Here is a 589-nt window from a genome sequence, read left to right on the forward strand (position 1 = left end):
CGGATGGTGGCGAAGGACTGGCGGTAGATGGACGCGCCGTCCTTGTCGTAGTCGAACACTGTGCTGCCTCTGCCTCGCTCGCTGGGCTTGCTGGTCGCGCTCGCGCGCGGGGGTGCGCTCACGCGCTGGTCGTTCACGCGCTGGTCGTTCACGTGCTCGGGGGGCCGCCCGGCCGGTGCCGGGGGCGCGCCGGGCGGCGCGGCGGCGCGGTCGTCCTCGTCGTCATGGTCGGTACATCTATACATCGGCCGTGCTCCGGCGGTACGCGGGGCCCGGCCGGCGGGCGGCCGTACCGTCACGGCGTCCCGGCGCGGGCGGCGGCCACAGCGGCGGGCAGGCCGGACGCGGTGACGGTGACGGGGTGCACGCCGTCCTCCGCCTCCCCGCCCCCGGTCCGTACCGCCACGCGATAGCCGTCGTCCGTGGCCAGGACGTCGACCCACGTACCTCCGGGGTGTCCGCAGCGCCGCTCGCACCCCGACCAGTACACCGGCAGGTCTCCGGCGTCGCCAGGGCGCGTGCCGGCGAGCGCGGCGCTCGCGTCGGCGCGCACGTCCGCGCGCGACTTGGCGCACCCCGGGCGCCCGGC

The 589-nt window shown here is 77.2% G+C and carries 2 pseudogenes; both read right to left on the reverse strand.

The features are described 5' to 3' along the window. A pseudogene (locus tag JNW98_RS22340) lies at positions 1 to 245 on the reverse strand (hypothetical protein); the annotation flags it as partial. 50 nt (positions 246 to 295) lie between these two features. Then, positions 296 to 589: pseudogene (locus JNW98_RS22345) on the reverse strand (cobalamin biosynthesis protein CobG); the annotation flags it as partial.

The sequence above is a fragment of the Streptomyces huiliensis genome, assembly GCF_020037025.1.
In the GTDB taxonomy this organism is placed as follows: Bacteria; Actinomycetota; Actinomycetes; order Streptomycetales; family Streptomycetaceae; genus Streptomyces; species Streptomyces huiliensis.